This is a genomic window from Cupriavidus sp. LA-1 (assembly GCF_055385985.1).
Genome location: NZ_AP031388.1, coordinates 68,101 through 93,878, shown reverse-complemented (window position 1 = coordinate 93,878; position 25,778 = coordinate 68,101). Strand labels below are relative to the sequence as shown.

Here is a 25,778-nt window from a genome sequence, read left to right as displayed (position 1 = left end):
AGGCCAGGTTTGGCCGATCAGCGCTCATCGTCTGAGGGTCGAAGGTTCAGCCGCATGGCTGGCGGTACGGCCGAGTCCGGCATCCGGCGGGCCAAGCTGCCCCTCATGCCGCCGCCCCAGCCACCAGCCCAGCCCCGCCCATGCCAGCGCCAGCGCGGCACCCGCCAGCGCCACCGTGGCCGGGTGCCCCGACAGCGCATCGATTCCCGTCTTGACCCAGGCGCTGACTGCATCGCCCGCGCGGTAGACCGCGGTGTCGATCACATTCTTGGCCTTGTATTTGGTCTCGGGATCGACCACGGTGAACAGCATCTCGCGGCCCGGGCGCAGCAGGGCGTATTCGCCGACGCGGCGCAGGATCATCGCGCCGGCAAGCACGCCGAAGGTTGGCAACATCGCCAGCACGAGAAAGCCGCAGGTCACGGCCAGCGGTACTGCCGTGAGCAGCACGCCGACACCATAGCGGCGCGCCATGCGGCCGGTGAAGAAGAGCTGGACCAGGATGGTCAGCGCCTGTACGGCGGCGTCCAGCGCGCTGAAGACCTGGGTCTGGCGGGTGCGCTCGGGAAAGGCCTCGGCCACCAGCCGAGCCTGCTCGAAATACAGGAAGGTGCTGGCCGTGGCCAGCAGGATCACAAACAAGCCGATGCCGAGCAGGTAGCGCGTGCGCAGCAGCAGCGACAGCCCGGCCAGCAGCCCGCCGCCGATCGGTTTGGCAGGATCCTGCACCGCGCCGGTGGCGGCTTCGCCTGGCTGCACCACGCCTGCGCCGGCGCGGCGGCGCCAGCCGAACAGCCAGCCCACGCCAGGCAGCGTTGCGGCCAGCAGCGCTGCCGACAGCAGCATCAGGCCGGTCAGGCCGAGCCGCGGCACCAGCCAGCCGCCCAGCAGCGGCCCGGCCAGTCCGCCCGCGCTGGCGCCGGCGGCCAGCAGCGCGAACAGCCGGCGTGCCTGCTCGGGCCGGAACACATCGGCCATCAGGCTCCATGCCACCGACACCACGAACAGGTTGAATACCGACAACCAAACGTAGAACACGCGCGCCAGCCAGACGTTGTCAGGCAGGGCGCGCGTGGCCAGCGCAAAGCCCAGCAGGTTGGCGATAAAGAAGGCGTATACCCAGGGCACGAAGCGGCGCCGCGGCAGCCAGGCGCAGACCGCACCGTATAGCGGGATCGCGGCCAGCATCACAACAAAGGTGGCGGTGAACAGCCACTGCAGGTTCTTCACGCCGCCGGCAATGCCCATGGTCTCGCGCACCGGCCGCAGCATGAAATAGCTGGCGAACAGGCAGAAGAAGAACAGGAAGCCGGCGACCACGGCGCTGGCCTCGCCGGGGCGGATACCGAAGCCGCGCCGCAGCCGGGCCAGGCCGCTGGCAGGCGCATCGCGCGCCGGATCGTCCATGATCGATAGCGCTCAGCGCAGCAGCGCGGCGATACGCTCGCGCTGGCCGGGGTCGGGCATGCGGCCCAGCCCGGCCCCAAGGTTGTCGGCCATGTTGCGCGCTTTGGAGGTGGCCGGGATCGCCGCCGTCACGGCCGGATGGCTGACGATGAACTTCAGGAACAGCTGGCTCCACGAGCCGCAGTCGATATCGCCGGCCCACTCCGGCAGCGGGTGGTCCTTGACCACACGGAACAGGCGCCCGTCCTGGAACGGCCGGTTGACCAGCACCGCTACGCCACGCGCTTCGCACAGTGGCAGCAGTGTGCGTTCGGCATTGCGCTCGGCCACGGAGTAGTTGACCTGGACAAAGTCCACGCGCTCGCTGCGCACGATCTGCTCCAGCGCCTCATGCGCGTCCTCGCGGTAATGGGTGATGCCCAGGTAGCGGATGCGGCCCTGTTCCTTCAGATCGCGCAGCCAGCGCAGGTTGGCCTGCCAGTCGATCAGGTTATGCACCTGCAGCAGGTCGACCTTGTCCACGTGCAGGTCGGCGAGCGAGCGCGCCCATTGCGCCTGCGCCGGTGCGCCGGACCGGGCCGAGATCTTGGTGGCCAGGAACACCCGGTTGCGGGCATTGACCGCGCTCAGCAGATCGCCCGTTACGGCTTCGGCGCTGCCGTAGCTGGGCGCGGTATCGATGACCGAACCCTCGGTCTGCAGCAGCAGCCCCAGCACCTCGGCCAGCGGCTTGCGTTCATCGGCGCCGGTGCCGACATTGAAGGTGTCGGCTGTGCCCATGCCGATCACGGGCAGGGCCTCGGTGGTGCCAGGGATGTTGCGGCGCATGGGGACGGCGACGGTGGCGGCATGGGCCGGCAGCACGGGGCCGAGGCCGGTAGCGGCAAGCCCGGCGGCCAGGCTGAGGAATGAGCGACGGTCGATTGACATGGGGTGGTTCCCGGCAAGTCACTGACTGGTTGAACTTAGGCGGTGGGCAGAGCCTTGTAAACCGTTGCGTTGATCAGTTGCGCGGCAAATCTCGCCCATGCCGAGCATCGTTTTCACCAGATGACGCAGCGCGCGATGGTGCCGGACCGGGGGAGGGTGGTACATGCGTCGGACAGCGCTGCGCCGCTGGCGGACAAGGTGCGGCTGGATGCGCTGGTGAGCGTGGGCGGAGGGCGACGTGCCCGCGTGGCCTAGTGAAGCCTGGGTCGATGTGCCACACCAAAACGTGCTGACAAGTCGTTGAGGCGCTGGTCCAGTGTCCATAGCCGTGCGCCTGGCGTAATCAGCGTGGAAGCCAGCAATGAAACATCCACCAGGCCGCAGCCCAGTCCATGCAGTTTCTCTTGCTCGATGAACGCCATCACCTCTGTCAGGCTCGCCTGCCTTGCAGGCTGCAGCAGGCCGATGTCGCCGAGTGTCCGGACACGCGGTGCCGGGGGCGTCCCGCAAGCGAGTTCAACCAGGACCATGGGGTGGGTCAGCGCCTGATCCGACACGAGCAAGCGCACCAGTGCGTCATTGCGGCTCTTGAAATGGTCTACCCACACAGAGGTGTCGACAAGCACGCTCATTTCGCTTCAGGTTCCATGCGGCGGCGTGGCATATCTTCCATGGCGGGGGCGGCGCCACCCAGTGCCGCGAGGCGCTTGGCTGCTTGTACCCGAACGAAAGTCTTGATTGCCTCGCGAAAAAGGTCAGATTTGTCCATGCCGGGGTCTGCCATCTCTAGTGCTTGTTCATACAGGGCGTCGTCGATCGTGACGGTCGTGCGCATACCATGCTCCTTGCCTCAGATTTGATGTCATCTTGCATCAAAAATAGCATCCAGGCAAGGTTGTTCGCAGGTGTGACGGATCGTCCACCGCCACACCTGCGAGCCTCTACTGCATCTGCTCTCGTTCAGCCATCAGCCCGTCAAGCTGCCTCTTCACCATGCCCAGCAGGCAGAGCGCATTGAAGCAGCCCTCCGAACTTTCGCTTTCGTGATCCAGCAGTACGAGCACGCCATCGATACCGGCGCGAACTTGCTGCAGGCATTCGTCAGTCATTTCATCGATCGTTGTCATTGATTCCCCACTAGTCAATGCGCGCCACTCATTGCCATATGAGGGCGGCGGGCCAGACGAGGGTGGAAAGACCGGTCTAAGGAGGGGAACCGGCCAGCCTTGCGGCTGCCTCGCCCGGCCCGCCAGGGAACCAACCAGGTTCATGCGAGCACACAGGCGTTGCCCACTGTAAGCGCAACGCCTGTCCACCTTAAACATCCGGGCTTTCCACACCCGATCATCGGTGATCCGATGACGTCACCAGTATTTGCTGTCGGTGCCGGGGAATCGATGAGAGACGTCGCATTTCGGAGGGCGGGCGAAGTTTGAATCCGTGCCGCCGAGTCAGGAATCGCCGACTCTTGAAAATGCCTGCGCGCCCCCAGGGCGGGGGCGCGGGAGCGAACGCTCAGACCAGCGTGGCCAGGCCCAGCGTCAGCAGCAGTGCCACCACCGAGATGATGGTTTCGCAGACCGACCAGGTCTTGAAGGTCTGGGTCACGGTCATGTTGAAGTACTCCTTGACCAGCCAGAAGCCGCCGTCGTTCACGTGCGACAGGATCAGCGAGCCGGCGCCGGTGGTCAGCACCAGCAGTTCCGGACGCGTGCCCGGCACGCTGGCGGCGATCGGCGCGACGATACCGGCAGCGGTGGTCATGGCCACGGTGGCGGAGCCGGTGGCGATACGGATCATCACCGCGACCAGCCAGCCCAGCAGCAGCACCGAGACATGCGCGTTGGTGGCCACGTCCACGATGGCGTTGGAGACGCCCGAGTCGCGCAGGATGCGCCCGAAGCCGCCACCCGCGCCAACCACCAGCGTGATGATGGCCGTGGGTGCCACGCACTCGTTGGTGAACTTGAGGATCGTTTCGCGGTTGAAGCCGCGCGCCTTGCCGAAGGTGTAGAAGCTCACCAGCGCGGCGATCAGCAGCGCCATCACCGAGTTGCCGATCAGCTTGAGGAAGTCGTTGGCAAAAGTCTTGGGCGTGGTGATCAGGTCGGCCCAGCTGCCGATCAGCATCAGGATCACGGGCAGCAGGATGGTGAACACCGTGATGCCAAAGCCCGGCAGCTGGTGCGAGGCCTTGACGCCTTCGTCTTCTTCCGTGAACTGCGCGGCCAGCGGGTTGACGTCAGGCAGCTTCACGTAGCGGTCCATCAGCTTGGCGAACAGCGGGCCGGCAATGGCCGCGGTCGGGATGCCCACGATCAGCGCGTACATGATGGTCTTGCCGATATCGGCGCCATAGGCGGTCACCGCCAGCAGCGCCGCCGGGTGCGGCGGGATCAGGCCGTGCACCACCGACAGGCCGGCCACCATCGGGATGCCGACCAGCACCATCGACGTGCCGGTGCGCTTGGCCACGTTGAAGGCGATCGGCACCAGCAGCACGAAGCCCACTTCGAAGAACACCGGCAGGCCGACGATAAAGGCGATGGTGACCATCGCCCAGTGCACGTTCTTCTCGCCGAAGAAGTCGATCAGCGTGCGCGCGATGCGCTCGGCGCCGCCGGATTCGGCCATCATCTTGCCGAGCATGGTGCCCAGGCCGATCACCAGCGCGATATGGCCGAGGGTGCCGCCGACGCCGGCTTCGAACGACTTGATGATGTCGCCCATCGGCATGCCCACGGCAAAGCCGAGCAGGACCGAGACGACCACCAGGGTAATGAAGGGGTTGAGCTTGAAGCGCGCGATCAGCACGACCAGTGCGATCACTGCGATCAGCGCATACACCAAGAGCGTGGTTCCGGTGACGGCACCCATATTGTCTCCTTGCGTGGAATAAAGGCCGCTTGTGGCGGCAGGGGTTAGTTTTTAGTTTTTCCCCTCTCCCGCGGTTGGGAGAGGGGATGACGCAATCCGCAGGCGATCGGCTCAGGCCGCCGGCTTCTTGTAGGCGATGCAGTCCACTTCGACCTTGCAGTCCACCACCATGCTCGACTGCACGCAGGCGCGCGCGGGCGGGTTGGCGCCGAAGTATTCCTTGAAGATCTTGTTGAACGAGGCAAAGTCGCGCGTGTCGTCCAGCCACACGCCGCAGCGCACCACGTGCTCGGGGCCGTAGCCGGCCTCGGCCAGGATGGCCAGCACGTTCCTGATGGCCTGGTGGGTCTGGGGCACGATGCCGCCGTCGATGACTTCGCCGTTGACCATCGGCACCTGGCCGGAGACATAGAGCCAGCCATCGGCCGCGACCGCGCGGGCAAAGGGCATGTGCTGGCCGCCGGTGCCGGTGCCGCCTTCGACGCCGAATCGTTTGATGTCCATGGGTACTCCTGGGATGGGTTGGATAGGGGAAAGAAGTGAGGGCAGCGCCCCGGTCAGGCGGCGCCGGACCCGGGCCGCGCGCCGCGCGGCAGGAACCGGCCGGCGCGCACGCCGGTGGTCTGGCGCTGCTGCCATGACAGCTCGCCATTGACCCAGACCGCGGCAATGCCCTCGGCCGGTTGCATGGGATCGGTAAAGCTGGCCGCGTCGCGGATGGTGACGGCGTCGAACAGCACCAGGTCGGCCCAGTAGCCTTCGCGCACGAAGCCGCGCTCCTGCAGGCCAAAGCGCTCGGCGGACATGCCGGTCATCTTGTTGACGGCCACCGTCAGCGGGAACAGTTCGCGGTCGCGGGCGTAGTGGCCCAGCACGCGCGGGAAGGCACCCCAGAGGCGCGGATGCGGCAGCGGGTCGTTGGGCAGCCCGTCCGAACCGACCACCGTGGCCGGATGGCTCAGGATGCGGTCGACGTCGGCGTCTTCCATGCAGTGGTAGACCGCGCCGGCGGGCATCAGCCGGCGCGCGGCCTCGTGCAGGTCAACCTGCCATTCGGCGGCGATATCGGCCAGCAGGCGGCCGCCCATCTCGGGCGCGCCTTCGGACCAGGTCACCATGATGTCGAAGTCGCTGGTGACCTGTTTCAGGTCCAGCGTGGACGAGCTGGCGGTGTAGGGGTAGCAGTCGCAGCCCACCGGCTGCCAGCGCTGGGCGCCGTCGAGCGCGTCCAGCACCTCGGTGCTGCGGCCCCAGTTGTCCACGCCCGCGCATTTCAGGTGCGAGATCACCACCGGCACGCGCGCATGGCGGCCGATGCGGAAGGCCTCGTCCATGGCGTCGAGGATCTCGGCAAACTCGCTGCGCAGGTGGGTGGCGTAGAGCGCGCCGGCCTTGGCCAGGGGCTCGGCCAGCGCCAGCACTTCTTCGGTCGGCGCGTTGAAGGCATTGGCGTAGGCGAGGCCCGTGGACAGGCCCAGCGCGCCATGCTGCAGCGCTTCTTCCAGTTGCGCGCGCATCGCCGCGATCTCTTCCGGGGTGGCGGCCCGGTCGAAGCGGTCCATATGATTGCTGCGCAGCGCGGTATGGCCGACCAGCGCGGCGACATTGACCGCGGGCTGCGCGGCTGCCACGGCATCGACGTAGCTCTTGAAATCCGGATAGCGGAAGGCGTCGGCGTGGCCGAGCAGGTTCATCGGGTCGGGCGGCTCGCCCGCCAGCGTTACCGGCGCGGCGCTGATGCCGCAGTTGCCGACCACCACCGTGGTCACGCCCTGCGACAGCTTGGGCGTCATCTCGGGCTGGCGCACCACGTTGGTGTCGTCGTGCGTGTGCACGTCGATAAAGCCGGGTGCGAGCACCAGGCCGTCGCCTTCGACCACATGCGCGGCGGCATCGGGGTCGATCGAACCGGGTTCGTCGATGCGGGCGATGCGGCCGTCGCGCAGGGCCACGTCGGCCAGGCGCGCGGCGGCGCCGGAGCCGTCGATCAGCGTGACGCAGCGGATCAGGGTATCGAACAGGTGTGGCATGGTCAGTCTCCCAGCGGCTGGCGGCTGTCGGGGCCCTTGCCGGGGCCGCTTTCGCCGCGGTGGCTGTCCAGCACGTACTTGAGCCGGCGCAGGCGCTCCTTGCTCTGGTCCGGCTGCAACAGCGCGCATTGCGTGGCCAGCACGTCCAGCACCATCAGCATGGCGTAGCGCGATGCCGACGGCTTGAAAATGAAATCCGTCTCCAGCGTGCGCACCGGCAGCAGCACGTCGGCGCGCGCGGCCAGCGGCGAGCCCAGCGCGGTCACGGCCACCAGGCGGGCGCCGTACTCGCGCGCGATATCGCAGCTGGCCAGCATCTCCGGCACGCGGCCGCTGGCCGAGAAGGCCAGCACCACGTCGTCGCGGCCCAGCGTGGCCGCCACCATCTTCTGCAGCAGGGCGTCCTGGTAGCTCGCCACCGGCTGGCCCAGGCGCGCCAGGCGATGGCGTGCCTCGTCGGCCATGAACGATGAGCCGCCGCCCATGCCAAAAGCGTAGACCATGCGTGCGCCAAGCAACAGGCGCGCGGCCTGTTCGATGCGCTGGGCGTCCATCAGGCCGCGATTGACTTCCAGTGCGGTCAGGATGTCGGCGTGGATGCTGTCGGCCAGCGTGGCCGGGGCGGCTTCACCGGCGGGGACGGCGCCGGGCTGCAGGAAGCGCGCGCCCACCGCGGTGGCCTGGGCCAGGCGCAGCTTCAGGTCGCGCACGTCGCGGCAGCCAATGGCCTTGGCAAAGCGCGTCACGCTGGCTTCGCTGACGCCGGCCTTGCGCGCCAGTTCATTGATGCTGGCGGCGGCGGCGCCGGCCAGGTCCTCCAGCACCACCTGCGCCACCTTCTGCTCGGCCAGGCGCAGCGCGGGGCCGCGCTCGGCGATGCGGGTCAGGATGTCGAAGGGCGCGGTCATGGGCGGGCAGGTCGGATCGGCAGAGGGATCGGAAAGGCGGATCGGATCGAAATGTGACGGAAGCTGCAGTGTCCGCGGGCAAGGGCTATAACAGTGACTGGCGCCCTGTGGCGGCAGGCCGTCGCATGGCCCTGGCTAGCCCTTCCTGGCCTCTGCATGTTACTTTATAACAAGGATGAAATATCTTATTTTCAGGGCTATCATTACGTCAATCAGATTTTTTCAGGGTGATGACAAGGATGCGTGAAATAAAGTATCAGGCCGGCGTGATCGATCCGCTCAACAAGGCGCTGGGCCGCATGGAAGGCCCCATCGCCCCGGATGCGGCCGGACAGACCGGCTGGAACCTGTTGCAGGAAGAGCTGAGCCTGCCGGCCGCGGTGCTCTATGAAGACCGGCTTGCGCACAACCTGGAATGGATGCGCCGTTTCATGAACGAGTACGGCGTGCAGCTTGCGCCGCATGGCAAGACCACCATGGCGCCCAAGCTGTTTGCGCGCCAGCTCGGCGCCGGCGCGTGGGGCATCACGCTGGCCACCGCGCACCAGACCGCTGCTGCGCATGCGCACGGCGTCAAGCGCGTGCTGATGGCCAACCAGCTGGTGGGCCGCCGCAATATGGAAATCATCGCGGACCTGCTGCGCGACCCGGATTTCGAATTCTTCGCGCTGGTGGACTCGGCCGCGCTGGTCGACCAGCTCGGCAAGTTCTTCCAGGAACGCGGCCAGACGCTGCAGGTGCTGCTGGAGCTGGGCGTCGAAGGGGGGCGCACCGGCGTGCGCGACGACGCGCAGCAGCAGGCCGTGCTGGAGGCGCTGGCGCGCTGGCCGCAGGCGCTGTCGCTGGCCGGCGTGGAAATCTACGAGGGCGTGCTCAAGGAAGAAGCCGATATCCGCAAGTTCCTGCAGCGCACCGTGGCGGTGACGCGGCAACTGGCGCAGGAAGGCCGTTTCGGCCGCAGCCCGGTGGTGATGTCGGGCGCGGGCTCGGCCTGGTATGACGTGGTGGCCGAGGAATTCGCGCGCACCGAGATCGGCGCGCCGATCGACATCGTGCTGCGCCCGGGTTGCTACCTGACGCACGACGTGGGCATCTACCGCGCCGCGCAGCAGCGCATCCTGGCCAGCAACCCGGTCGCGCAGAAGATGCGCGAGGGCCTGCTGCCGGCACTGCAGCTGTGGGCTTATGTGCAGTCGATCCCCGAGCCGGACCGCGTCATCATCGGCATGGGCAAGCGCGATGCGGCCTTCGACGCCGGCATGCCGATCCCCGCGCGCCTGTATCGCCCCGGCACCGAAGCGCCGGTGGACGTCCCCGCGCACTGGGAGGTCACCGGCATGATGGACCAGCACGCCTACCTGCAGGTCAGGCCGGGCGACGACGTGCGGGTCGGCGACATGATCGCCTTCGATATCTCGCACCCGTGCCTGACCTTCGACAAGTGGCGCCATATCCCGGTGCTGGACCGCGACATGCGCGTGATCGACATCGTCCAAACCTTCTTCTGACGCAGGCCGCCCCATGAGCATCGATATCCTGGCCTATGGCGAGCCGCTGGTGGAGTTCAACCAGCAGCCCGACGATCCGTCGCGCTACCTGCAGGGCTTTGGCGGCGACACTTCCAATTTCTGCATCGCCGCTGCGCGGCAGGGCGCCAGCACCGGCTATATCAGCGCGGTCGGGGCCGACACCTTCGGCGAACGCCTGCGCGCGCTGTGGACGCAGGAGCGGGTCGACACCCGCCATGTGCACATCGACGCGGGTGCGCCCACCGGCGTCTACTTTGTCTCGCACGACAACCACGGCCACCGCTTCGACTACCTGCGCGAAGGCTCCGCCGCCAGCCGCTACCAGCATGAACTGCTGCCGCTGGGCGCGATCGCGGCGGCGCGCTACCTGTACCTGTCCGGCATCAGCCTGGCCATCAGCACCAGCGCCTGCGATGCCGGCCTGGATGCGATGGAGCATGCGCGCAAGGCCGGCACCAAGGTCACGCTGGACACCAACCTGCGGCTGCGCCTGTGGTCGCTGGCGCGCGCGCGCGGCATCATGCGCGAGGCCTTCAGGATGACCGACGTGTGCCTGCCGAGCTGGGACGACATCACCGTGCTGACCGGCCTGGACGATCGCGACGCCATCGCCGACTACCTGCTCGAGTGCGGCATCGGCCTGGTCGCGCTGAAGCTGGGCGAGGAGGGCTCCTACGTGGCCACGCCCGAAGCTCGCGCGCTGGTGCCGCCGTACCCGGTCAAGCCGGTGGATGCCACCGGCGCCGGCGACTGCTTCGGCGGCAGCTTTGTCGCGCGCCTGGCCGCGGGCGCCGATCCGTTCGAGGCGGCGCGCTATGCCAACGTGGCCGCGGCACTGTCGACCACCGGCTATGGCGCGGTGGCGCCGATCCCCGATGCGCAGACCGTGCTGGCCCGGCTGGCGCAGTCGGTGTCGGTCATCGCGTGACCCGGTCGCGCTGAATCCCTGTTTTCCTGCAACCCATCCACTCCGAGACAGCCATGCAAAACCAGATTTCCCCGCTGCTTCAACGCCTTGCCGACGTGCCGGTGATCCCGGTGCTGGAATTCCACTCGGTCGACGAGGCCCTGCACGTCAGCGAGGCGCTGGTCACCGGCGGCTTGCCGCTGCTTGAGATCACGCTGCGCACCCCGGTGGCGCTGGAAGCGATCAAGGCCGTGGCGGCAGCCTTGCCTCAGGCCTGCGTCGGCGCCGGCACGGTGCTGAACGTCGAGCAACTGCACGCCGTGCGCGATGCGGGCGCGCAGTTTGCCGTATCGCCCGGCCTGACCCCGGCGCTGGCCGAGGGCGCGCAGGGCGCGGGCATCTCGCTGCTGCCGGGCGTGGCCACCGCCAGCGAGGCCATGGCCGCGCTCGAAGCCGGCTTCACCTTCCTCAAGTTTTTCCCGGCGCAGGCCGCGGGCGGGGTGCCGATGCTGAAGTCGCTGGGCGGGCCGCTGCCGCAACTGCGCTTCTGTCCGACCGGCGGCATCGACGCCGCACTGGCCCCGACCTACCTGGCGCTGCCCAACGTGGTCTGCGTGGGCGGTTCGTGGGTGGTGCCCAAGGACGCCGTCGCCAGCGGCGACTGGGGCCGCATCCGCACGCTGGCCGAACAGGCGAAGGCGCTGCGCAACAAGGGCTGAGCACCTGCAGCGCAATGAAAAACGGCACGCCGCATGGCGTGCCGTCAGATTGCTGACAAAGCCTCCCCATCGCGGGAGGCTTTGTTCATAATGGCGTGATGCTCAAGACGCCTGCCCCTTACCAGCACGAGCTGGAGATGGTGATGCTGGAATCGTTGGTGCCAGCTAATCACCTGCTGCGCAAGATCGATGCTGCGGTCGATTTCGAGTTCATCTGGACTAAGGTGGCGCACCTGTACTGCGCCGACAGCGGACGCCCGGCGCTCGATCCGGTGGTGATGTTCAAGCTGCTGTTCATTGGCTACCTGTTCGGCGCGCGCAGCAAGCGCCAGCTGATGCGCGAGGTGCAGGTCAACGTCGCCTACCGCTGGTTTGCCGGCTTCCGCCTGACCGACAACGTGCCGGACGCCTCGACCTTCTCGCATAACCGCCGCCGGCGCTACACCGACGCCGACGATAAGCCCACGGGCTTCTTCTACCTGGACCACCGCACGGTCGACGCCAAGCACGCCATCATTACCGACACGCATGTCACGCCGGCCTCGGTGCACGACAGCCAGCCGCCATTGCCGACGCATACCGGGGCGCCGCGAGCGACCGCGCAGCCGCATACCGGAGCGCCACCGACAGCGTGACGGCTGCCTACCAGGACAGCAAAACGGGAAACCAGCGCGTGATTGTCATCGGCGCGCTTGTGGTGGTCGGCATTGTGGCGCTCGCGCCGATCATGAAAAAGGCGGCCTGACATGCAGACCATCAAGCAGCTATTTCGGGCGGGCGTCGCTACGCCCGTAGGCGTGCGGGGCACCGCGCTCCTGATCCAGTCCGCCGACCAGGGCAGCAATCTGGACGTGGCCTTCATGCAGCGCGGCGCCACCGAGTACTCCGTATCGGCGGTGGGGGCCGGCTTCAAGGCACGACCGCTGCGTGGCTTTGACGGCCTCGTCATTACGGCGACCGTGGACAGCAATGTGAAGTTCATCGTGACCGAAGGCGATATCGATCTGCAAATCACCACGCAGACCGTGACCGTGTCCAATGGCAACGGATCGCCCGTACCGGTCAAGCTGGTGGCATCGAGCGACACGGACCACATTCCGGTCGATGTGGGCGGCGCCACCATCAACGTGACGGCCACGAACATCTGGACGAATCTCGGGTTGACCGTCGCTAACCCCGTCCAGGTGGCGGTGCCGGTCGGGGAGCCGGTGGCGGTGATAGCGGCCGATGCGACGCGCCGCGCGCTGCGCATCTACAATTCAACGCAATACCCGGTGGCCATCGTGGAAACGAACGCGGGCACCTACGCCAATGCTGTGCTGGTGCTCAATCCGGGCGACTTCTGGAACGAAACCGACGCGCCGGGCGCGGCGTGGTGGGCCATCGGTGATGGCACCCACGTGCCGGCGGTCAGCACCAAACGGTGAAGGCATGAGCGAACTGAGGCGAAACTTTCTGGCGCGGCTGGCTGCAGTAGCGGGCGCGTCGCTCGTCGGCTACCTGCCGGCAGGCGCCGGCGCGGCGACGCGCACGGTGCAGGACAAGCTGCGTGACACCGCGAGTCCGTTTGATTTCATGACGGGCGCCCAACAGGCGGATGCCTTGTCTGGCGCCCCGGTGCTCGACCATACGGCCGCGCTACAGGCCGCCATTAACGCTACCGTGAATCTCACGCCGGTGGCGGGGGCTACGTATCTCATCAACACCACACTGTCGGTGCCGGGTGGGCGCAATCTCGACTTCACTGGATCGTCACTGAAGGCCGGCAACGCCAAGACTGGATTGCTCGATTCGCTGGGCATCCATTTCGATTTCACGGGCGACGCCAGCTCGCGACTCGTGGGCCTGTCGATCAAGCCATCGGCCACGGCATTTACCCTGGGTGGGTCGGGCTTCGTCTGCGCGGTGCGCCTCAATGGCTCGTCCTACAACGTGGTGCGTGGGTGCAGTATCGATCTGACCGGCAACAACATCCCGGACGGCATCAACGTCACCGGGGCGGCCGACTATAACCAGATTGTCGATAACAACCTGACCGCTTGCGGGATCCGCTACAGCGACGGGGGCGCGCGGTTCACCGTCGCGCGCGGAAACAGCATCATCAATGCGGTACAGAACGGCATGAGCGGATCAGGCACTTCGAACACCCGCGAAGGCTATGGCTGCGTGCTGGATAGCAACCGCATCGCAGCGCCGGCACGCATGGGTATCGAGGACTACATGCAGGTGGCGTCCGGGAACATTTTGCGCGGCACCCGCATCGTCAATAACACGATCATCGGAGGTGCGGCCGCGACCTACTTCGGCATTTCGGCCGTGGCCTACGGCGCCGTGATTTCCGGCAACGAAATCCTGAACTGGCCGAACGGCTACGCGATCGAGGTGGCGCAAAGCTACGGCACGATCATCACGCGCAATAACATCGCCTGGACCAACGGCAACGCGGCGGGCGTGACCGGCATTCAGGCCAACATCACCACCGACGCGTACAAGGTAGCGCCCAACATCATCACCGAGAACATGTTTTCGGGTGCGGGCGATGCCATTCGACTGCAAAACACCGGTCAGACAGTCATCAAGGGAAATACCTTCTACGGCTGCAAGCAGATCATTGTTGGACTGGTAGAGGGCACGCAGTATGTGGCGAGCGGCAACTTTATCCACGTCACCACGCAGACCGCCGCCACGCGTACGCAAATACAGGCGTGGAGCAACTGCGTCATTGCGAACAACTCAATTTTGTATGAATCTGGCTTTGATGGCGGCACGGCAGGCAGTGACAAGACCATCATCGTGACGGGTTCCAATACGGTGGTGCAGGGGAACCTCATCAACGGCAACGGCTACAAGACGAATGCCGTTTCGCCGCTCGGATTCAGCTCAAACGGCGCTACTGGGTCGGGCGTGCGGTTTCTCAATAACATCCTAATCGGCGGCGTGACAGCCAGCTACCAGTTTTTCACCGATCTGGTGGCGGAAAATAATGTCTGCGCATCGATCTCCTCGGTATCCAACGGGAAAAATCGTTCTATGACGGCCAAGGCACGCAACCGAAGCCAGCCGTAACGGGATCGGGCAGCGGTAATGCAGCTCTGCAAAGCGCGCTGCAACAGCTCGCCACGTTGGGCCGACCGACAGCAGCACGGCGTAACGATGCGCAGCGCACTCCTGCTCACGGCTGGCGCCGCTGCCTTGATGGCGGCGGCCTACAGCGCCAACGCATCGGCCACGCTGGCGGATCCCAGTGCGGACGCAGGCGGCGATACCGTGGGCAGCGAATACGACCTGTCCACCTTGTTCAACTTCGATACCTCGGACATGACGAACCAAAATCTGCGCGCCTTCCTGGACATGATCGCCATGAGCGAGGGCACCAAGGGCCGGGGCGACGATGGCTACAACATCGTGGTGGGTGGCGGCACCTTCTGCGACTACAGCGCGCATCCGCGCATCGTGGTGCAGACGCGCTATGGATACAGCTACGCCGCTGGCCGCTATCTGATCATGGCCGAAATGCCGGGCCAGATCAGAACGAACACCTGGGATTGGGTGAGCCGCTACCTGGGCCTGACGGACTTTTCGCCGGCCTCTCAGGATGCTGCCGCGGCTGAGCTGATCCGCCGCAACGGCGCGCTGTCGGACGTGTATGCCGGCAACATCGCCAGCGCCATCACCAAGTGCCGCAAGACCTGGGCAAGCCTGCCGGGGGCAGGGTACGGCCAGCGCGAAAGCGCGCTGTCTACGCTGCTGGCGACCTACCAGAACGCAGGAGGAAACCTCGCATGAAAAACGATGACATTCTGACCGGCATGGCGCTGGTGGGGCTGGCCTTCGCGGCCTATCAGTTCATGAAGCCGAGCGCCGCGCGCGCGGCGGCAGCACCGACCACCGGCACGCTGCGTCCGATCGCCAACAGCGGCGGCAAGCTGCCGGCCTGGGCGAGCCTCGCCGCCAACCTGGGCGACCTGGGCAACACGCTGTACGGCGGCAGCGCGGCAGCGCGCGGCACGGTGCAGGGCATCTTTGCACCGGGCGCCGCATGGCGTGCCGTTTTCATATCGACGCGGACCGGGCCGCGTCGGACCGGGCCGGCGGCTTACTTGTGACGGTCCGCCGAGTTTTCGAGCTTCTGGCCACCGCGCTGAATGTCCTGGCCGAGCCCCGCCATCGTGTTGCAGCCAGCCAACAGGGTGGCAAACAAAACGCACCAGATCCAACCTTTCTTCACGCCGGGCTCCTTTTGAGATGTTTGAGAATCGAGAGATTCGTCGATTTAGGGATTGACGCAGATTTTACCGCCGCTGTGAGCGGTGTTGATATCTGGTATGTGCCAATTTGTAAATCGTGCAACCGCGGCAACGGCCGGCACCCGGCACATGGCCGACGCGCTCAGGCGGGTGGCGCCAGCAACTCCCGGGCGCGCAGCTGGATCGCCGCATGGGTCTGCAGCAGCCATGCGGCAGGGAACGGCTGCGCCAGCAGGTAGCCCTGGACGCTCTGGCAACCCCAGGCGCGCACCGCGTCCAGCTGCTGGCGGGTCTCGATGCCCTTGGCGCAGACCGAGGCACCGGCGCGCCGGGCCAGCCGGCAGGCTTCGCGCAGGCTTTCGGCGCGGTCGCCGGCCTCGGGCACATGGCCCAGCCTGCGCACGTCCAGGGTGACGCTGTCCGGTTGCAGCGCTGCCAGTGCCTGGCGGCAGGCGGGGCTGTCGTCGAAATCGCCCAGCGCCAGTTGCAGGCCGCACCGGCGCAGTGCGGTAAAGCGGGCGATGATATCGGCGTCGGCCGGCACCGTGCTGGCCGGCAGTTCGATACATAGCCGCTGCGGCGCAATGCCGCCCGCATCGAGTGCCTGGGCCAGGGCTTCCACCATCTGCGGGCGGTGCAGTTGCGCGCTCGAGGCCAGCAGCGTGAACTGAAATGGGGCGATCGGCTCGGCGGCGCGCACCAGCGGCAGCACGCTTTCCAGCAGCCAGTTGCCGATCCGGCCGACCAGTCCCAGCGACTCCACCGCGGGCAGGAAATCCTGCGGCGCGACACGGCCGAGAACCGGGTGCTGCCAGCGCAGCCGCACGGTGTAGCCGCTGACCGCGGCACCGGCAAAGTCGGCGCGCGGCTGCAGCTGCAGGCTCAGCTCGCCGCGTTCCAGCGCGTCGGGCAGCGCCGCCAGCAGCGGGGCGGCGGCCGGGGAGGCTGGCTTGTCGGCGCGGGCGAGGCCATCGCCGCCCTGGCGGTTGACCCGCAGCATGGCGTCGAAGGCCTGCTGCAGGCTGCGCTCGGCTGGGATGTCCGGATGGTCCGTGGCCACGCCGATGCTGCAGGAAATAAACAGTTCAAAGCCATCCAGCGCAAACGGCCGGGACAGGTCGTCGGCCAGGCGGCTGGCTACCGACTCCGGGTCGGGCGCGCCGTCGGGCAGCGCAGTGATGATCACCAGGTCCGCCGCCGCCATCCAGTGCATCACGGCGCCCGGCGGCAGCAGGCAGGCGATGCGGGCCTGGACGATGGCCTGCAGCCTGGCCGCGCGCCGGGCGCCGAGGGTCTCGCAGGCGCTGGCAAAGCGGTCCAGGCGGATGGAAAGGATGGCTGCCGGCTGACCGGCGCGGGCGCGGCGTGCCGTCAGCGCGGAAACCAGGGCGGACGGCTGCATCGCGCTACTCGCGCCCCTGGCAGGGGGCGCGGCGATATCGTCTGCATCAGGATGCATGAATGGTCTTGCGCGCAGCCGGACAATGGCCCTTGCCCTTGCTTCGCCCGCGTCTCCGTGTACTAGTTATGGTCCTTCGGCAGTCCGCAGGCGCGGTACCGTGGCATTCGTCAGCATGGCAGCGCCATGCGTGCCGCGGCCGCATGCGGGCCACGAAGCCCGATCATAAGCCAAGGGGAGCGCACAGATATCGCAAATCGCGCCAAAGTGACTGATTCACAACCAAAATTTGATCTAGATCAATGCAGCATCAGTTGGGTTTGATCCGCGATTGACGCCGCCGCCGGAATCCGGCAGCGGCAGGCAACCGGACCCGAAGGCGCCAGCAGGGCTGGCTTCGGCCATCAGCCAGTGGTTTCTTCCTCGGGACCGTCCTGCGGCGGCAGGCGCTGGGCCAGCACCTTGTCGATGCGCTTGCCGTCCATGTCCACGATCTCGAAGCGCCAGTCGCCCCATTGCACGCTGTCGGCAATCTGGGGCAGGCGGCCCAGCAGCAGGAGCAGCATGCCGGACAGGGTGTGGTAGCGCTCCTTTTCTTCCTCGGGCACCTGGCGCAAGCCGATGCGGTCCTTCAGTTCCGGGATCGGGATCAGGCCGTCGAGGAGCCACGAGCCATCGTCGCGCTGCACCGCCCATTCCTCGCCGGCAGCGTCGGCCTTGAATTCGCCGGTGATGGCCTCGACCAGGTCTTGCAGCGTCACCAGGCCCAGCACTTCGCCGTATTCGTCGATGACAAAGGCCATCTGGCCGCCGGAGCCGCGGAAGTTCTCCAGCAGTTCCATGCCCGTCACGCTCTCCGGCACGAACACCGCTGGCTGTGCCGCGCCCTTCAGGTCGGCTTCCTCGCCCCGCAGCCGGCGTGCCAGCAGCTGGCGCGCGCTGACCACACCAATGATGTCGTGCATGCCGCCGCGCACCACCGGAAAGCGCGAGTGGTCGGATTCCTCGATACGGTGCAGGTTTTCATCCAGCGTCTCTTCCACGTCCAGGTAGACCACGTCCCCGCGCGGCACCATCAGCGACGCCAGCTGCCGGTCGTCCAGCCGGAACACGTTGCGCACCATGGTGTGCTCATGCTGCTCGATCACACCGGCTTCGGAGCCTTCGACCAGCAGCGCATGGATTTCTTCCTCGGTCACGCCGGGGCCACGGTCGACCTTGGTGCCCAGCAGCCGCAGCACCAGCCGCGTGGAGCCGGACAGCAGCTTGACGAAGGGGGTCGAGGCCACCGCGAGCCAGCCGATCGGGCGTGCCACCAGGCGCGCAATGGCCTCGGGCGCCATCTGGCCCAGGCGCTTGGGCACCAGCTCACCCAGCACGATGGAAAAGTAGGTCAGGCCCGCCACCACGATGGCGGTTGCCACATAGCCGGCTGTCGTAGCCGGGATCCCGAAGCCCTGGAGCCAGATGCCCATTGGCTGCGCCAGCGTGGATTCGCCGACCACGCCGTTGAGCACGCCGATCGACGTGATGCCGATCTGCACGGTGGACAGGAAGCGGGTGGGATCCTCGCCCAGCTTGATCGCCGCAATGGCGCCGCGGTCGCCGTTCTCGATCTGGCGTTGCAGGCGTGCCTTGCGGGCTGTGACCAGTGCGATCTCGGACATCGCAAACAGGCCGTTCAGCAGAATCAGCGCCAGTAATATGGCAATTTCCATCAGGGTGCGCGCCCTTTGCGCGCCGGGTGTTCGAAAAGACCAAGCATACCATTCGCGCATGACGACCCGGTGCCGGGCAGGCTGGCGATGGTGGCGGCTGTCCCGGCCGCGCAGCGATAACCAGTGGAGATAGCTCGATGCCAAATATTCAATAGATAGTTATCGTTGGCTGCGTCAAACTTCTGTCCGTGGCAAAGGTTGGATTCTGCGATTCCGTGCGGCAGGGGCCTATGCAATGCTCACGGACTCGCTCTGCGATGCGATCAAGCGCGGCTTTGGATCACACTTGCACAGGCACCAGTCATAGCTCAACGCCTGTTCGCGGCCATCAGGCCCCCGATTGGGCAGCCGCTCGCCCACGCAGACTATCTTGCCCGTGGTCTTGCATTTCGGGCACCAGACGGGGTCGCCCTCATACGCCAACGCCCGACCGTTAAGCATCTCGGTCCGGGAGGTCGCAATGACAATACCGCTTGTCGTAGTAGTGTCGCCATTGAGAATGTCATGACGCCGGTTCATTGTCCATTCCTTGAAATCATGTCGCGCTGCTGTCGGGTTGCCTGCCGTCATCCAATTGAGAAGGTTTGGGCACAAAATGCCATTGGCCGAACTCCGGGTCGAACATGGCGATTTGATTGCAGTCGGCAATATCACCTTGCGTAAAGGCGATAGTTTCAGCGCCACGCCCAAGCGCCGTGGTCAGGCGGGTAACGTCCCACATCAAAATTTCTCTGTTGGTTTCCTGCCAGGCAAACAGGCCCGCAGCTTCGCGCAACTTGGCAAATTCCGCCAGCGTTAGCGCATCCACTTCGAACCCTTGCGCCTCGCGCGCCCAGTGATGCATTTCGCGGGAATATCTGCCGACTGCACCGCGTGGCGTCTGTAGCAGGCATCCGTCACATGCCGGCCAGCCAAGATGGATGTTGGCGATGAAGCCGGCGCCATCCGCGTCTCGAAACAAGTTCCCATCGAGAAGCGATGCTGGCGCGACTTGGCATGGCTGCCCGAGTGCGCCCCTCATTCCTGCTTCGAGCATGGCATCGAATGGCGACAGGAAGCACGTGATGGCACGGCCATGCTCGGTGGTGGATGAGACAGCGCAGGCGTCTCCGTCATCGTCTTCGAAAATGAGCGCGTAGGCGGCAATGTTTTGAAAGAATGCCATTGCCTTATAGCATTCCCTGTTTCTGGAGACTTGCATGCCTCTCTTGATCGGTAATACGGCACTTTCGTAAGTAAATTTTCATTATTGTGGAATTTTGCAAAGTGTAAAGTGAAAAATCAATCTTGCCTCCATTCTTGGTTGTGATGATCGGATTGCATAATCTCCAGCCAAAAAATTATAATATCATGTTAAATATGTTATCTATAATTCCATAAAATCAATTGGTGGCGAACTGCATATGCATTTTTATACTTATAGGTTACTCGCCTTCCCTCGCGCACTCCATCGAATCCAATGCCGAATCGCCTGCCAAGAGAGATGTCTTCGCGTAAATGAGAATCGCCATTGATGACATCCAACTTCTCATCATATACAAATACTTGATAGATGCTTCCGCCCGTATTCAGTGCGGGAGCATCAACTCCCCATGCGACAATCACAAAAAGCTTCCTCGGCTTTCGTCCATTTGTGAAGATGCTTGCAATTCTTGGCTTGCTGCCACCATCCGGCTCATATTTGGCAACAAATATACTTCGCTTGTTATCCCGGTCTAATAAGCGAGCCTCAACGCCTTCTCCATCGGCAATTTGCTTGGTTTCAAATTCAACATCTAATTTTCCACCCATAAAAACAATTGGATAGACTTGCTTTTGTGCGACACAAATACGAGGTATTGCTAAGATAAATGCCAGCAGCAGATTGAAGATGGTCGCTCTAGAAATTTGATTCATGCCCCAGTCCTCATTGGAGGGTGTCCGAGAAAAGGCCGGCATTCCAAATGGCGTGAAAATTCTCTCGCCGCTCTCCGTAGCTATTTGTATGTAAATTTATGACCGCCGTAATTTCGTCGACAATTCCATCGGAACTCCCCTTGTCAGCGATTTCCGGAAGACGATTTGATATCCAGAAGTAGACTGCGGAGCGCACTGCGTAGCACATCTCAGCTACCAAGTCTGGAGCCTCCATGAAATTTTTATTATCCGCCGGCCATAATGATGGATAGAAACTCTGAAATCCCTGATAGTTTGATTTTCCAGTTAGCTGCTTAAGGCCTCTTCCTCTATACTTCCAGCCATCACCACTTTCCACTGAACCATTCCCGATTTTATGAGCATATGCACGATTTGCAATTGCCTCTGGTTGCGCCGAGTGGGACGTGGTCCGGCCGTAAAGCTCAGCCTCCTGAGGGTGACGGGAAAAATAGCTGAATTTTTGCAACAAAACAGATGCGCGATAATTTAAGTTTTCTGATGTATTTAGAGATGAGCCAGCCTCCTGCCTTATCTGAGCGAAGAAATGTGAAAGACGAAGCCGAGAATTGAGCTTATAATCAACTAATCTTGAATTCAGTTCATTCGAAATTGTCTTGAGATTTTCATCCGAAGCGTCAGGAAATATTTCTCTAAGCATATCGACGGTAATCTTGCTGCCAGTGCGCGTGAAATTCGCAACCAGCGCAACCGGATGAATATGCAGCACGGTCGCGCTGGCCGGAAAACCCGCCACCTTGCCCTTCACGTCATCCCACCATTGCAGCTTCTTGATCCGCTCCAGTTCGCACAGCCAGTTGTCCCTGGCATTGCGCATCAAGGGCGTGATGGAATTCCACCGGCTCATGTCGCCACCCCATTCGCTCTCGTAGCGCAGAATGACGTGCGATAGTGCCTGGGCGAGCGACGGCAGGCGCATGGCTGACTGGATGGCCCGCGCCGTGACCCTGCCGCCGCCCTTGCCTTTGCCATCCCCGGCGTCCAGTTTCGCTACCGTCTGCTCCAGCTTGAGCAACAGCGCGCTGTTGTTCACCGCCGCCAGGGACGGCTCGAACTCCTTCTGTTCCTTCCAGTTGGCAGCCCCGGTGATGACCAGATTGCGCCGGAAGGCATCGGCAATCTGGATGCCCGTGGCGTCCACGGTTTCGAAGCCGGGCCAGGCCCACGGGCTTTCCCATTTCGTGCCAGGGTGGTTCTTCTCGCATACCCAGCCCCATGCATTCTTGCCATCGGCGCTGCTGAACGGTACGTGCCACCAGTTGACCTTCTGGTCGTCGGTGGCCTTGTCTTTGGCCTCCAGGGCGTCCAGATGTCCGCGCGGGAGGATGAGCGGAAAGCCGTTGGCCGGTTCGGCGACGCCTTGCAGGTCCAGCGGGAACCGGCTCCAGGCCGGCGTGTCATCCCCGGCGTTTGCCAGCTTCGCGCGCTCGATCCAGACCGGCGGACCGTCAGACTGGTAGGCGACATCCATTCTTCCCAGATGCATCGGCTGCACCTTGACCCACGGCCCGCCGGTCGGGCTGTCTGCGGTGGGTTCTACCTTCTTTACCGCATGGTAAAGCCGCAGCTTGCGGTCGGCCGCCGGAATGGCCTGCACCGGCTTTGCCCCGGCATTGATAACCAGCAAGCTGCGCTGGTCCGCCGGCAATTGCGCAGCCCTGGCGCGGCTCTTGGCAAGGAACGCGCTGAAGCCATCGTCGGCAAAGACTTCCAGGTGCAGTATCTGGCGCCGGGCGATGGGCGGCAGCGGTGTCGCGCGCTCGTAGTCGTGGTATTCGCCAAGCTGCCCCAGCGGCGTGCCAGCTTTCACCGGTATCGGCGTGCCCGGTATGACGACCTGATCCAGCTGCCTGGGCTCCTTGGCGGGCTGGTGGCCACGCAGGTCGATCCAGCCCCAGTCGTCCTTGGGGGTGGTCGGCGCGTTGGGTGTGCCGTCCGGCGCTTCCCATGGCACGTTCAGGTCTTCCGAGCCAAATGTTCCCCCGGCGGTAGGGCTGATCATCGCGCCCATGATGATGGAACGAATATGTCCCCACTCGCCGCGTTTCTCACCGACGGTAATCTCGCAGCTTGCCGGAAGGAAAGCGACCTGCTTTCCCGCCGTGAACTGGCCCCGCTTCCTGCCCGCCTTCGGCTCAGTCCAGACGAAGGCGCCGGCCGCGGCGGGTGCGTCGCCGCCGGGCGCCGGATGCTGATGGTCCTTGCCGAGAATCCGGAAGGCGTCAACGTCCCACCAGAACGGGCGGCGCAGCTTCTCGTCGGCCAGGTAAGTACCCCAATCAGCCATATGCAGGTACAGGCTGTAGACGTCTTGCTTTTCGTCGGCGGGCTGCGGCCCCGTGCTGTTTGGCGCCGGTGGCAAGGCCAGGTGATGGCGCACCAGTACGAAGCCCGTCGAGTACGCCGCCCATTTGCCATCTGCGAATTGCAAGTGCGGATAGCGATCATTGATCCGGTAAGCGACGATCTCGCCGTCCGCGATGCAGCGCACGCCGCCAGTCTGGTCGAGGCTGGGCGCGGTGCCGCCGCCGAAATGCGTGCCACCATGCGGGAAGCCATTCACCCCGAGCGGGAAGAGGCCGTCATCCATGAGCGACAAGGCGTGATAGAACTTTTGCGAATCAGTGATTTCCTTCTTCTGGGCGTCGGCAAAGGGATACGTCCAGGTCAGTGCGGCGGGCGCTGACGGGGCCGGGCGGGGCGCCGGTGACGGGGTGGGAGCGGGATGCGGTTGAGTGGCCATGTCTTGCGGTGTGTCTTCAAGGTAGATTCAGGGAATCGCGCGGCGTGATCTCCGCCACTAGCCGGAGTGGCGGGAGCCGTGCGCCCCCGTATCGGGCAGATCGGTGCTATAAGGCAAGGACGGTTTCCGCACCTCCGCGCCCGGCTCTTGCCGCTGCCAGGACATGGCTTTCTCCCTCATGTCGCCCGGCGTCACCTGTTCGATACGGCAGGCGTTGATCCGGATATAGGAGCCACCCGCGCCAATCCAGATTTCCTTGTCCGCCGTCAGACTCAGCTTGCCGTCCGTGCTGGAAATGGTGAGGTCCTTCAGGGCTGACATGACAAGCTCATCGCTTTGCGCTTGAATCTGGACCTTGCCGCGTGCCGCAAACAGCTTGATGCCCAGGCTATGCGCGAACAGGGACAGGGCATCTCCCGCGGCCATCGCGATATTCTTCAGCGCGCTGACGGCAAAGCCGGTGCCCGTTGCCACGTTCACGCCATTCCCCGCGCCCACCGAGACGCGATCCGGCGTCGAGACCGCAATGCCCTTTGGTGCGGACAGCAGCATGACGGCCTCTTTCAACTCGTTTACGCTCGCCTTGAGCCAGGCGTTTTCGGCCCTCAGGTCGGCAATCTCCGCCTTGGCGAGCTTGGCCGCATCAGCCAGCGTCTGCGCCTGCTCCAGCGCGAGCGTTAGCTGACGCATCGCGGCGGCGGTGTCGTTCTGCTTGCCATTCGCCCGCTGCTGGATATCTGCCGACAGCAGCAGGCCGCCCCCTGCGCGTACCGCGCCTTGCGCATCGGTGCGCAATTCAAAGCCTTCACCTCTTTTCTGTCGCTTGCCGTTGACGATGTGGCCGAGGGTCAGCTGGCTCTTGCCCGAATGCTCGGTGGAGAACTTGATGTGTTCCTCGCCCGCCCAATCCTCGATCTCGAATTTGCTGTCGCCCTGTGTGCGGATGACGTTGCGCGAGAGCCAGCGGTCCTGATTCGTGATCAGGTCGGCGTGCTGGCTGTTGTGCTGCACGTGGGCGATGTACGGCTTGTTGGGGTTGCCGTCGCGGAAGGCCACGTCCACGTAGGTGCCATCGATCAGCGGGAAGTGGAAGCCCGTCTGGTTTGCCCCCGCGAACGGCTTGGCGAACGCGAGCGGCACGCTCTCGCCACTGTTGGGCCATTCATCAAAGTCGAAGTCGAAGCGGACGACATATCTGCCTTCTTGTGTGAGGTAGGCGTATTTGTACTGGCCGGGAGATGTGACGCGGGCGCTCAGCGTGCCCGAAATGCGCGGCCAGTTCGCTTCGTCCATCGGCAGGCGGAAACGCCGGTCACATGGAATGGCCTGGTAAGTATTGCGGTAGGCGGCATCGCGCCCGCCGCTGTGGATGACCTCGGTGATCACCTGGCCGTTGGGCGCATCGGGCAGCGCCCGGTCCATGCGCAGGATGCGTGCCGGGCACAATGCCAGCACGTTACTCTGGCCCGCGAAGATCAACTGCCCGGCAAGCTCCGCCTCATGGCGCAATTGCGCCTCCCACCTGGCCCCTTCGAAGTCCAAGTGGTGAGTGCCGAAGACATAAGACTGGCCGTAGGTCGTCTTCTCCTTGCGCGCGACGTTGGCCTCGCCGGTGGGGCGCTCCCAGGCCTTGTCGGGGTTGAAGTCCGCAACCCGGAATGATTCCGGTATGGTCTTCGCGTGCATGCTTAGCGAGAACACCGCTTCCTTGCCGGATTCCAGCCCGGCCGTCTCGCGATAGGGTACATGCAGTTCCGGCTGGTAAATGTAGTGGTCGATGTCGTCGCCAAACACAACCATCTCGCCAAACTTGCCGGGGGTGAAATAGAAGTAGAGTCCCTCCTGTTCGCATAGCAGTCGGATGTATGCCAGATCAGGCAGTTCGTACTGCATGCGGAACCTGTGCTGCGGATATTTGCGGCGAATCTTGAAGGCGAACTGGTGGCCCTTCAGGCCGTGGCGGCGCAGGATTGCCTCGATGATCTGCGGGGCGGTCTGCTGCTGATAGATGCGGCTGGCGCGCGTGAGCTTCAATCGCGCGACGAGCGGCTCGACTACGACCTCGTAGCCGCTGAAGTCCCGGGTCTGCCGGGTCTTGGAGAAGCGCGTGATGCAGCCCGCGAACTTGCGCGGCTCGCTGCCATCGCCGCCGTCAATCAGGAAGGTTGCGTCCTTGTTGAGGTAGTCGGCGCGATCCAGTTCCAGCGGGTGGGTAAGCTGGATGGTCACGGCATAAGTCTCGCCTATCCGCTCCACGGCCTCGAACGACACCACCGACAGCGCGGTGGCGCTTGCAATGCCGGATACTTCAAGGAAGTAAGCCTGCCGCCGGGTCAGTCCCTTGATCAGCGCATCTTCATTCGTCCTCAGTTCGTCAGGCATATCCGCCATTGCGTGCTCCCCGTTGTCAGCGTTGTCGAACTTGCTGC

24 protein-coding genes and 1 pseudogene are annotated in these 25,778 nt (G+C 64.5%); 8 read left to right on the top strand and 17 right to left on the bottom strand.

Annotated features, from left to right (window positions below; genetic code table 11):
• Window positions 1-24: 24 nt before the first annotated feature.
• From ACZ5MJ_RS19540 to ACZ5MJ_RS19500, 9 genes are all read right to left on the bottom strand, one after another.
• The gene (locus tag ACZ5MJ_RS19540; RefSeq protein WP_464225262.1) at window positions 25-1,407 is read right to left on the bottom strand and encodes an NTP/NDP exchange transporter; all 1,383 of its coding nucleotides are present in this window, start codon (window positions 1,405-1,407) and stop codon (window positions 25-27) included.
• Between the two features lie 12 nt (window positions 1,408-1,419).
• Window positions 1,420-2,337: an aldo/keto reductase gene (locus ACZ5MJ_RS19535; RefSeq protein ID WP_464225261.1), complete on the bottom strand. Its 918-nt coding sequence runs from the start codon at window positions 2,335-2,337 to the stop codon at window positions 1,420-1,422.
• Window positions 2,338-2,588: 251 nt separating this feature from the next.
• Window positions 2,589-2,969, bottom strand: a complete 381-nt coding sequence (locus ACZ5MJ_RS19530) for a type II toxin-antitoxin system VapC family toxin (protein ID WP_464225260.1) — start codon at window positions 2,967-2,969, stop codon at window positions 2,589-2,591.
• A complete protein-coding gene (locus ACZ5MJ_RS19525) occupies window positions 2,966-3,172 on the bottom strand; it encodes a type II toxin-antitoxin system VapB family antitoxin (RefSeq protein WP_464225259.1) in 207 nt (68 codons plus the stop codon). Before ACZ5MJ_RS19525 ends, ACZ5MJ_RS19530 begins: the two co-directional genes overlap by 4 nt.
• A 106-nt stretch (window positions 3,173-3,278) precedes the next feature.
• Window positions 3,279-3,464 (bottom strand): hypothetical protein, encoded by a 186-nt coding sequence (locus ACZ5MJ_RS19520; RefSeq protein ID WP_464225258.1) that lies wholly within the window; start codon window positions 3,462-3,464, stop codon window positions 3,279-3,281.
• 388 nt (window positions 3,465-3,852) lie between these two features.
• Entirely contained in the window at window positions 3,853-5,214 is a 1,362-nt protein-coding gene (locus tag ACZ5MJ_RS19515) for a GntP family permease (RefSeq protein ID WP_464225257.1), read from the bottom strand.
• 111 nt (window positions 5,215-5,325) lie between these two features.
• Entirely contained in the window at window positions 5,326-5,718 is a 393-nt protein-coding gene (locus ACZ5MJ_RS19510; protein ID WP_432260508.1) for a RidA family protein, read from the bottom strand.
• Between the two features lie 53 nt (window positions 5,719-5,771).
• Window positions 5,772-7,244 carry an N-acyl-D-amino-acid deacylase family protein gene (locus ACZ5MJ_RS19505; protein WP_464225256.1) on the bottom strand — a complete coding sequence of 491 codons (1,473 nt, stop codon included), beginning with the start codon at window positions 7,242-7,244 and terminating at the stop codon, window positions 5,772-5,774.
• A 2-nt stretch (window positions 7,245-7,246) separates the two neighbouring features.
• The gene (locus ACZ5MJ_RS19500; RefSeq protein WP_464225255.1) at window positions 7,247-8,152 is read right to left on the bottom strand and encodes a MurR/RpiR family transcriptional regulator; all 906 of its coding nucleotides are present in this window, start codon (window positions 8,150-8,152) and stop codon (window positions 7,247-7,249) included.
• Window positions 8,153-8,391: 239 nt separating this feature from the next.
• On the opposite strand from ACZ5MJ_RS19500, the gene ACZ5MJ_RS19495 reads away from it, so the two are divergent.
• The 8 genes and pseudogenes from ACZ5MJ_RS19495 to ACZ5MJ_RS19460 all read left to right on the top strand — a co-directional run bounded on the left by ACZ5MJ_RS19495 (window position 8,392) and on the right by ACZ5MJ_RS19460 (window position 15,413).
• The gene (locus tag ACZ5MJ_RS19495; RefSeq protein WP_464225254.1) at window positions 8,392-9,660 is read left to right on the top strand and encodes an amino acid deaminase; all 1,269 of its coding nucleotides are present in this window, start codon (window positions 8,392-8,394) and stop codon (window positions 9,658-9,660) included.
• 13 nt (window positions 9,661-9,673) lie between these two features.
• Window positions 9,674-10,609 (top strand): sugar kinase, encoded by a 936-nt coding sequence (locus tag ACZ5MJ_RS19490; RefSeq protein ID WP_464225253.1) that lies wholly within the window; start codon window positions 9,674-9,676, stop codon window positions 10,607-10,609.
• A 53-nt stretch (window positions 10,610-10,662) separates the two neighbouring features.
• Window positions 10,663-11,307 carry a bifunctional 4-hydroxy-2-oxoglutarate aldolase/2-dehydro-3-deoxy-phosphogluconate aldolase gene (locus ACZ5MJ_RS19485; RefSeq protein ID WP_464225252.1) on the top strand — a complete coding sequence of 215 codons (645 nt, stop codon included), beginning with the start codon at window positions 10,663-10,665 and terminating at the stop codon, window positions 11,305-11,307.
• A 98-nt stretch (window positions 11,308-11,405) separates the two neighbouring features.
• Window positions 11,406-11,864 (top strand): annotated as a pseudogene (locus ACZ5MJ_RS19480) (transposase); the annotation flags it as partial.
• Window positions 11,865-12,053: 189 nt separating this feature from the next.
• Window positions 12,054-12,734, top strand: a complete 681-nt coding sequence (locus ACZ5MJ_RS19475) for a hypothetical protein (RefSeq protein WP_464225251.1) — start codon at window positions 12,054-12,056, stop codon at window positions 12,732-12,734.
• Between the two features lie 4 nt (window positions 12,735-12,738).
• Window positions 12,739-14,373: a hypothetical protein gene (locus tag ACZ5MJ_RS19470; RefSeq protein WP_464225250.1), complete on the top strand. Its 1,635-nt coding sequence runs from the start codon at window positions 12,739-12,741 to the stop codon at window positions 14,371-14,373.
• 87 nt (window positions 14,374-14,460) lie between these two features.
• Entirely contained in the window at window positions 14,461-15,093 is a 633-nt protein-coding gene (locus ACZ5MJ_RS19465) for a glycoside hydrolase family 24 protein (protein ID WP_464225249.1), read from the top strand.
• Complete coding sequence (locus ACZ5MJ_RS19460) at window positions 15,090-15,413, top strand: hypothetical protein (protein ID WP_464225248.1); 324 nt, start codon at window positions 15,090-15,092, stop codon at window positions 15,411-15,413. The genes ACZ5MJ_RS19465 and ACZ5MJ_RS19460 overlap by 4 nt, the downstream gene beginning before the upstream one ends.
• Here ACZ5MJ_RS19460 and ACZ5MJ_RS19455 read toward each other — a convergent pair.
• The 8 genes from ACZ5MJ_RS19455 to ACZ5MJ_RS19420 all read right to left on the bottom strand — a co-directional run bounded on the left by ACZ5MJ_RS19455 (window position 15,404) and on the right by ACZ5MJ_RS19420 (window position 25,740).
• The gene (locus tag ACZ5MJ_RS19455) at window positions 15,404-15,535 is read right to left on the bottom strand and encodes an entericidin A/B family lipoprotein (RefSeq protein WP_464225247.1); all 132 of its coding nucleotides are present in this window, start codon (window positions 15,533-15,535) and stop codon (window positions 15,404-15,406) included. The genes ACZ5MJ_RS19460 and ACZ5MJ_RS19455 overlap by 10 nt on opposite strands.
• Before the next feature lie 161 nt (window positions 15,536-15,696).
• Entirely contained in the window at window positions 15,697-17,013 is a 1,317-nt protein-coding gene (locus ACZ5MJ_RS19450; protein ID WP_464225246.1) for an EAL domain-containing protein, read from the bottom strand.
• 344 nt (window positions 17,014-17,357) lie between these two features.
• Window positions 17,358-18,671: a hemolysin family protein gene (locus tag ACZ5MJ_RS19445; RefSeq protein ID WP_464225245.1), complete on the bottom strand. Its 1,314-nt coding sequence runs from the start codon at window positions 18,669-18,671 to the stop codon at window positions 17,358-17,360.
• A 228-nt stretch (window positions 18,672-18,899) separates the two neighbouring features.
• The gene (locus tag ACZ5MJ_RS19440; RefSeq protein WP_464226554.1) at window positions 18,900-19,112 is read right to left on the bottom strand and encodes a PAAR domain-containing protein; all 213 of its coding nucleotides are present in this window, start codon (window positions 19,110-19,112) and stop codon (window positions 18,900-18,902) included.
• Window positions 19,113-19,206: 94 nt separating this feature from the next.
• Complete coding sequence (locus ACZ5MJ_RS19435; RefSeq protein ID WP_464225244.1) at window positions 19,207-19,836, bottom strand: hypothetical protein; 630 nt, start codon at window positions 19,834-19,836, stop codon at window positions 19,207-19,209.
• 197 nt (window positions 19,837-20,033) lie between these two features.
• The gene (locus ACZ5MJ_RS19430; RefSeq protein ID WP_464225243.1) at window positions 20,034-20,567 is read right to left on the bottom strand and encodes a hypothetical protein; all 534 of its coding nucleotides are present in this window, start codon (window positions 20,565-20,567) and stop codon (window positions 20,034-20,036) included.
• 10 nt (window positions 20,568-20,577) lie between these two features.
• The gene (locus ACZ5MJ_RS19425) at window positions 20,578-23,349 is read right to left on the bottom strand and encodes a glycoside hydrolase family 19 protein (RefSeq protein WP_464225241.1); all 2,772 of its coding nucleotides are present in this window, start codon (window positions 23,347-23,349) and stop codon (window positions 20,578-20,580) included.
• A 57-nt stretch (window positions 23,350-23,406) separates the two neighbouring features.
• Window positions 23,407-25,740, bottom strand: a complete 2,334-nt coding sequence (locus ACZ5MJ_RS19420; protein WP_464225240.1) for a type VI secretion system Vgr family protein — start codon at window positions 25,738-25,740, stop codon at window positions 23,407-23,409.
• Window positions 25,741-25,778: the final 38 nt, after the last annotated feature.